Consider the following 5,652-nt stretch of genomic DNA (forward strand, 5'->3'; position numbering starts at 1 on the left):
GCGGGGGCGAGCGGTCCGGCCGCGTCCGCGAGCGCGGGCGGCAGCCCGAGCGCCGCCACCCGGGCCCGCGCCGCCTCCGCGCCCTGCCCGCCGGGCGGCCACGCGCCGAGCGCGGCGACCAGCTCGACGGCGCGGCGCTTGACGTCGGGCTGCACCTCGGCGGGGCCGGGCTGCCAGAGCGGGGGGTTGGGGAGGGGGGTCTGCGGGGGTGCACTCGGGCTCGGGCTCGTTGAACTCGGGGCCGCCACATGCTGTTTGCTCCCGCTCCCGCACCCGGCGGCTCCGAGCAGCAGCGCCGCCGCGCCCGCTCGCAGCACCCCGCGCCGGCCCGCCGTCCGCATGTCGTCCTGGCTCGTCACGCGCCCAGTATGCGGCGGGCCCGGCCCGATCCCGTGGAGCGCTCAGCCGAGCCGGCGGATCGGGTCGCCCGCGAGGTACGCCGTGATGTCCTCGATCGCCTCGCCGTAGTAGCGGCGGTAGTTGTCGCGCGTCACGTACCCGAGGTGCGGCGTGGCCAGCAGCCGCGGCACCGTCCGCATCGGGTGGTCGGCGGGCAGCGGCTCGACGTCGAAGACGTCCGCGCCGGCGCCCGCGATCCGGCCCTCGGTGAGCGCGTGGATCAGCGCGTCCTGGTCGACGATCGCCGCCCGGGAGGTGTTCACCAGGTACGCGGCGGGCTTCATCAGGTTCAGTTCGGCGGCGCCGATCAGCCCGCGGGTGCCCTCGTTCAGGTTGACGTGAATGGACACGAAGTCGCTCTCGCGCAGCAGCTCCTCCTTGCTCGCGGCCCGCCGCACGCCCGCCTCCGCGGCGCGCTCGTCCGTCAGGCTCCGGCTCCAGGCGACGACGTCCATGCCGAAGGCCACCCCGACCTTCGCCACCAGCGTGCCGATCCGGCCGAGCCCGATCAGGCCGAGCACCCGGCCGTGCAGGTCCGCGCCGACGGTGCTCTGCCAGGGGCCGTTCCCGCGCAGCGCGTTGCTCTCCGTCACGATCCCGCGGGCGAGGCCGAGCAGCAGCGCCCATGTCAGCTCGACCGGCGGCGTGCCGGAGCTGCCGGTGCCGCACACGGTGACGCCGTGCGCCTCGGCGGCGGCGAGGTCGATCGCCGCGTTCCGCATGCCGGAGGCGATCAGCAGCCGCAGCCGGGGCAGCCGGGCGAACAGCGAGGCGGGGAACGGCACGCGCTCGCGCAGCGTCACGACGATGTCGAACTCGGGCAGGGCTTCGGCGAGTTCGTCCTCGGTGGCGAAGTGCTCGTGGAAGGAGACCGGCTCGACCCGGTCGGCGAGCGGGGACCAGTCGGCCATCGAGGTACCGACGTCCTGGAAGTCGTCGAGCAGCGCGCAGCGGAGTTTCGCAGTCGGAACGTACATGCCGTTCACTGTCGCAGAGAGCCCCGTCCTCCTGGGGATCGGGGACCCGCAGGCTTCACGGCGCGGACTGGAGCCTGTCTTCAAACCCCCGCCTGCCGGGCGACGACGGGGGTGTGAAGACAGGCCCTACCGGCCGGCCGCGGCCTGGAGCCAGGCCTCGTTCCAACCGGCCAGCTCCGCCGCGCGGTTGGTGATGATGCCGTCCACCCCGGCCGTCTCCAGTGCCTTCCAGCGGGCCGGCGCGTCGACCGTCCAGACGTTCACGGCGACGCCGGCGGCGTGCAGGTCCTTCACCACGCCGAGGCGCGGGGCGACGGCGCCGTCCGACGGGTTGTAGGCGGTGAGCCCGAGGTCGCGCGCGGTGGCGACGGGGTCGGGGTCGAGCTCGGAGCGCAGCAGGCCGAGGGGCAGCTCGGGTGCGAGCTCGCGGGTGTAGCGCAGGGCGTCCACCTGGAAGCTCTGGACGAAGACCCGGTCGGTCATGCCGTGGTCGCGGACCTCCTTCACGATCCTGGCGACCTCGTCGCGGGTGTGCGGCCCCTTGATCTCCAGCAGCAGGTTGCCGCCGCGGGTGCGCAGGTCCTCCAGCTGTGCGGCGAGCGTCGGCAGCCTGGTGCCCGCGTAGGCCGGGGCGAACCAGGAGCCGGCGTCGAGCGCGTCCAGCTGGGCGGCCGTCAGGTCGCGGATGCGGCCGGTGCCGTTGGTCGTGCGGTCCACGGTGTCGTCGTGCAGGACGTACGGGACGCCGTCCTTGCTCGGCTGGACGTCGTTCTCGACCCACTGGGCGCCGGCCCGGCGGGCGACCTCGTCCGAGACCAGCGTGTTCTCGGGCGCCGCGGACGAGCCGCCGCGGTGCGCGAACACCGTCACCGGCGTCCCGGCCGGGCGGATCCACGCGTTCGGCGCGAGCGCCGTCACCTTCACCGCCGCGAACGACACCCGCGCGCCGTTGACCAGCAGCGCCTGGCCGCCGTCCGCGCTGCGGGCGAGCCGGGTCGTGCGCAGCACCTCGCGGCCCTCGAAGATCCAGCGAGCGGTGATGCCGTGCACCTCGACGGCGATCCGCACGTCCCGGCCGGTGGCGGCGGCGGAGGGTGCGGCGGCGGTGTCGGTGACGTTCCACGCGTTGCCGGTGGTGCGCTGGGCGAACTCCAGCCCGTTGGCGGCCGTGGTGCCGGAGCGGACGGTGGCGATCGACCACGGCGTCGTCCCGGCGGCGGGGACGTCCAGGCCGAGCGCCGTCCAGCGGGTGGCGTCCTGGACGGTGTCGAACCGGGCGGTGGCCTCCAGCCGGAAGTCGTCGAGGTGGCGCCCGAAGGTGATCCGGCTCTGCCGGGCCGCGTCGGCGGAGGTGCCGACGAGGCGGCCGTTCTCGACGCGCCAGTCGCCGTCGACCGGGTTCCAGCCGGCGGGGAGGCCGGGACCGGCGAAGGTCTCGTCGACGACGACGTCACCGGGGGCGGGGTCCCGTACGGCAGGTGCCGACGCCGGCTCGGCCGGGGCCGTGAAGGCGATGGTGCCGACTCCGAGGGCCACCGCGGCCAGTGCCGCGACGAGGCCGGTCCGTCGGGGGCGGGCGACGAGCTGACGTAGTGTCATGTACAGCACGCTACGCGCGTCCGGCGAATGTACCCCTAAAAAACGGGGAACCCGCTGTGACAATTAGGCTTTTCGTAGGAGGCGGCCCCCGTCACATCAACGGTGCCAGGACCGCCTCCGCCGCAGCCGTCCGCGCGTACAGCACCGAGCGGCCCGCGCGGTGGGCGCTCACCAGGCGGGCGTCGCGCAGGGCGGTCAGATACTGCGAGACGGCCGCGGGCGACAGCCCCGTGCGCCGGGCGAGCTCCGTGGTGGACGCCGGGGCGTCGAGCTCGACGAGCAGGAGCGCGCGGGAGCGGCCGAGGACGGCGGCGAGGGCGGCGTTCGGCGTGGCGGGCCGGACCTCCCACAGGCTGCCGATGCCGCGCGCCGGGTACGCGAGCTGCGGCGGGTCCGGCGGCGCGACGCGCATCAGCAGGCCCGGCCCGGTGAACGCGGACGGGATCAGCAGCAGGCCCGCCCCGGACGTCCGGCGGTCCAGCGGCTTCGGGCGGCGCTCCAGCCGGAGCGTGTCGTCCGCCCACCGGAGTTCGGCGTGCAGGTCGTTGAGCACGCACGCCGCGCCGTGCTCGGCCACCTGCCGGGCGCGGTGCAGGACGTCCGCGTCCAGCGCGGCGTGGATGCGTGCCCAGTACGGCGCGAGCGCGACCTCCCAGTACGCCTCGAACGCCTCCGTCAGCCGGGCGAGACCGGCCAGCGGGTCGGCGTACAGGGCGCGGAGGCGGGGGCCGAGACCGTCCCCGTACTGCCGCAAGCGGTCGAGGTCGCTCCGCACGCGCTCGGCCGGCGTGGCCCGGATCGCGGCGAGCTCGTCCGCGAGCGTGGGCGCGGGGCCGGCCGGGGCCGGGTTGACGAAGTCCGGCACGTACCCGGCGGGCGGCACGATCTCGGCGAGCCAGCCGCGCAACGGCCCGACGGTGGCCAGCCGGGGCCGCACCTGCTCGACCCACGGACGGTGCACCGGGTGCGCCCGCCCGGAGGCGAGCAGACGGAGGCTCGGCCCGAGCTCCCACATCGGCGAGACGGCGAACCGCATGCTCGCCAGATCCGCCGCCGTGAACGACAGTTCCGTCTCCACGGCCATGTGCTTTCCTCCGCGCTACCGATTGGATTCGCACATTCTCGAATCATTGGCGGTCAGGCTAGCGCAGATTCGATCATGGCCACCATGACTCCCCACGACACCGCAGTGCACGCCGTCCACGCCTCCGTACATGCCTCCGCCTCCGGTACCTGGACGCTCGGCGACCGCACCGTCCACCGCATCGGCTTCGGCACCATGCGCCTCCCCCAGACCGGCCCCGCCCTCATCCCGCACGCCGTCCCGCGCGACCGCGACCAGGCCGTCGCCGTCCTGCGGCGCGCCGTCGAACTCGGCGTCAACCACCTCGACACCGCCGCCTTCTACTTCTCCCCGCTACGGTCCGCCAACGAGCTCATCAACCGGGCGCTGGCGCCCTACCCGGACGACCTCGTGATCGCCACCAAGGTCGGCCCGGCCCGCGCACTCGACGGCACGTGGGCCGAGCACGCCCGCACCCCGGAGGCCCTGCGCGCCCAGGTGGAGGAGAACCTCCGCCAACTCGGCCGCGACCACCTCGACCTGGTCAACCTGCGCATCGTCGGCGCCGACTCCATCGCCGAACGCTTCGGCGCCCTCGCCGAGTTGCGCGAGGCGGGCCTCATCCGCCACCTCGGCCTCTCCAACGTCCGCCCCCACCACCTGGCCGAGGCCCAGTCCATCGCCCCGGTGGTCTGCGTCCAGAACCCGTACGGCATCGGCGCGGCCCCCGAACAGGACGAGGTCCTGCGCCTCTGCACGGAACAGGGCATCGCCTTCGTCCCCTTCTACGCGATCGCCGGCGCCGGCCGCGAAGGCGGCACCGGCAGCAGCCCCGCCGAACCGGCCCAGGTGGAGGACGTTGCCAAGGCCCACGGAGCGAGCCCCGCCCAAGTCCGCCTGGCCTGGACCCTCCACCGCGCCCCCAACATCCTGGCCATCCCCGGCACCGGCGACCTCACCCACCTCACCGAAAACATCGCCGCCGCCACCCTCCCCCTCACCCCCGCCGACCTCACCCTCCTGAACACCGCCCACCGCCCCTGACCCCACCCCCACCCAGGAAGTCGACCCACCCGACTTCAGTAGGCTGCGCGCCATGAGTGGGGAGCTTGAGCTGCGGACGTTCCAAGTGGGAGACATCTGCGCGGCATTGCGCGAATTGCGCATGTGGGACGACGTCGAAGGGATGATCGAGGGGACGCCCTACCTGCATCGCCGCCTCAGGATCATGCAGTTGGAGAAGCAGCTCGCCGGTACGCCGGATCTGTACATCCATGACCTGGACACCATCCGGGCCGACGCGGCCGCGCGGGTGGACACCTGGCTGCCACGGACCAGGGTGCACGCCCGGCTGAGCGCAACCTGGCGCCCGGCGGGAGTCACCGATTTCGGCAGGAGCATGCTGTCCGTGGTGTGGTTCCAACAGCCGGATGAGGACCCCTTCAGTCGCCTGGCCGAGATCGTGCACCCGTTGGACTGGACTGCACTCGCCCGATTCCAGCCGGACGACTACTAGCCACAACGCCGTTCAGTTAGGCGTGGCGCTCGTCTGTCAAGGCCGCTGGGCAAAGCAGCGGAGCTGCCGTAGAAGAGGTTTGTCCTCCAAGACATCCT

At 73.7% G+C, this 5,652-nt stretch carries 5 protein-coding genes and 1 pseudogene; 2 read left to right on the forward strand and 4 right to left on the reverse strand.

Annotated elements, in window-relative coordinates:
* From AB0O00_RS27795 to AB0O00_RS27810, 4 genes and pseudogenes are all read right to left on the reverse strand, one after another.
* Nucleotides 1–359, reverse strand: a pseudogene (locus AB0O00_RS27795) (hypothetical protein); the annotation flags it as partial.
* A gap of 42 nt (nt 360–401) precedes the next feature.
* The gene (locus AB0O00_RS27800; RefSeq protein WP_363656284.1) at nt 402–1,376 is read right to left on the reverse strand and encodes a D-2-hydroxyacid dehydrogenase family protein; all 975 of its coding nucleotides are present in this window, start codon (nt 1,374–1,376) and stop codon (nt 402–404) included.
* 126 nt (nt 1,377–1,502) lie between these two features.
* Nucleotides 1,503–2,975 (reverse strand): glycerophosphodiester phosphodiesterase family protein, encoded by a 1,473-nt coding sequence (locus AB0O00_RS27805; protein WP_363656285.1) that lies wholly within the window; start codon nt 2,973–2,975, stop codon nt 1,503–1,505.
* A 91-nt stretch (nt 2,976–3,066) separates the two neighbouring features.
* Nucleotides 3,067–4,059, reverse strand: a complete 993-nt coding sequence (locus AB0O00_RS27810; RefSeq protein WP_363656287.1) for a DUF5937 family protein — start codon at nt 4,057–4,059, stop codon at nt 3,067–3,069.
* Between the two features lie 84 nt (nt 4,060–4,143).
* On the opposite strand from AB0O00_RS27810, the gene AB0O00_RS27815 reads away from it, so the two are divergent.
* Together AB0O00_RS27815 and AB0O00_RS27820 are read left to right on the forward strand one after the other, a co-directional pair.
* Nucleotides 4,144–5,082: an oxidoreductase gene (locus AB0O00_RS27815; protein ID WP_363656289.1), complete on the forward strand. Its 939-nt coding sequence runs from the start codon at nt 4,144–4,146 to the stop codon at nt 5,080–5,082.
* Nucleotides 5,083–5,134: 52 nt separating this feature from the next.
* Complete coding sequence (locus tag AB0O00_RS27820) at nt 5,135–5,554, forward strand: hypothetical protein (protein ID WP_363656291.1); 420 nt, start codon at nt 5,135–5,137, stop codon at nt 5,552–5,554.
* Nucleotides 5,555–5,652 lie beyond the last annotated feature (98 nt).

Source organism: Kitasatospora sp. NPDC093558 (assembly GCF_040683475.1).
In the GTDB taxonomy this organism is placed as follows: domain Bacteria; phylum Actinomycetota; class Actinomycetes; order Streptomycetales; family Streptomycetaceae; genus Kitasatospora.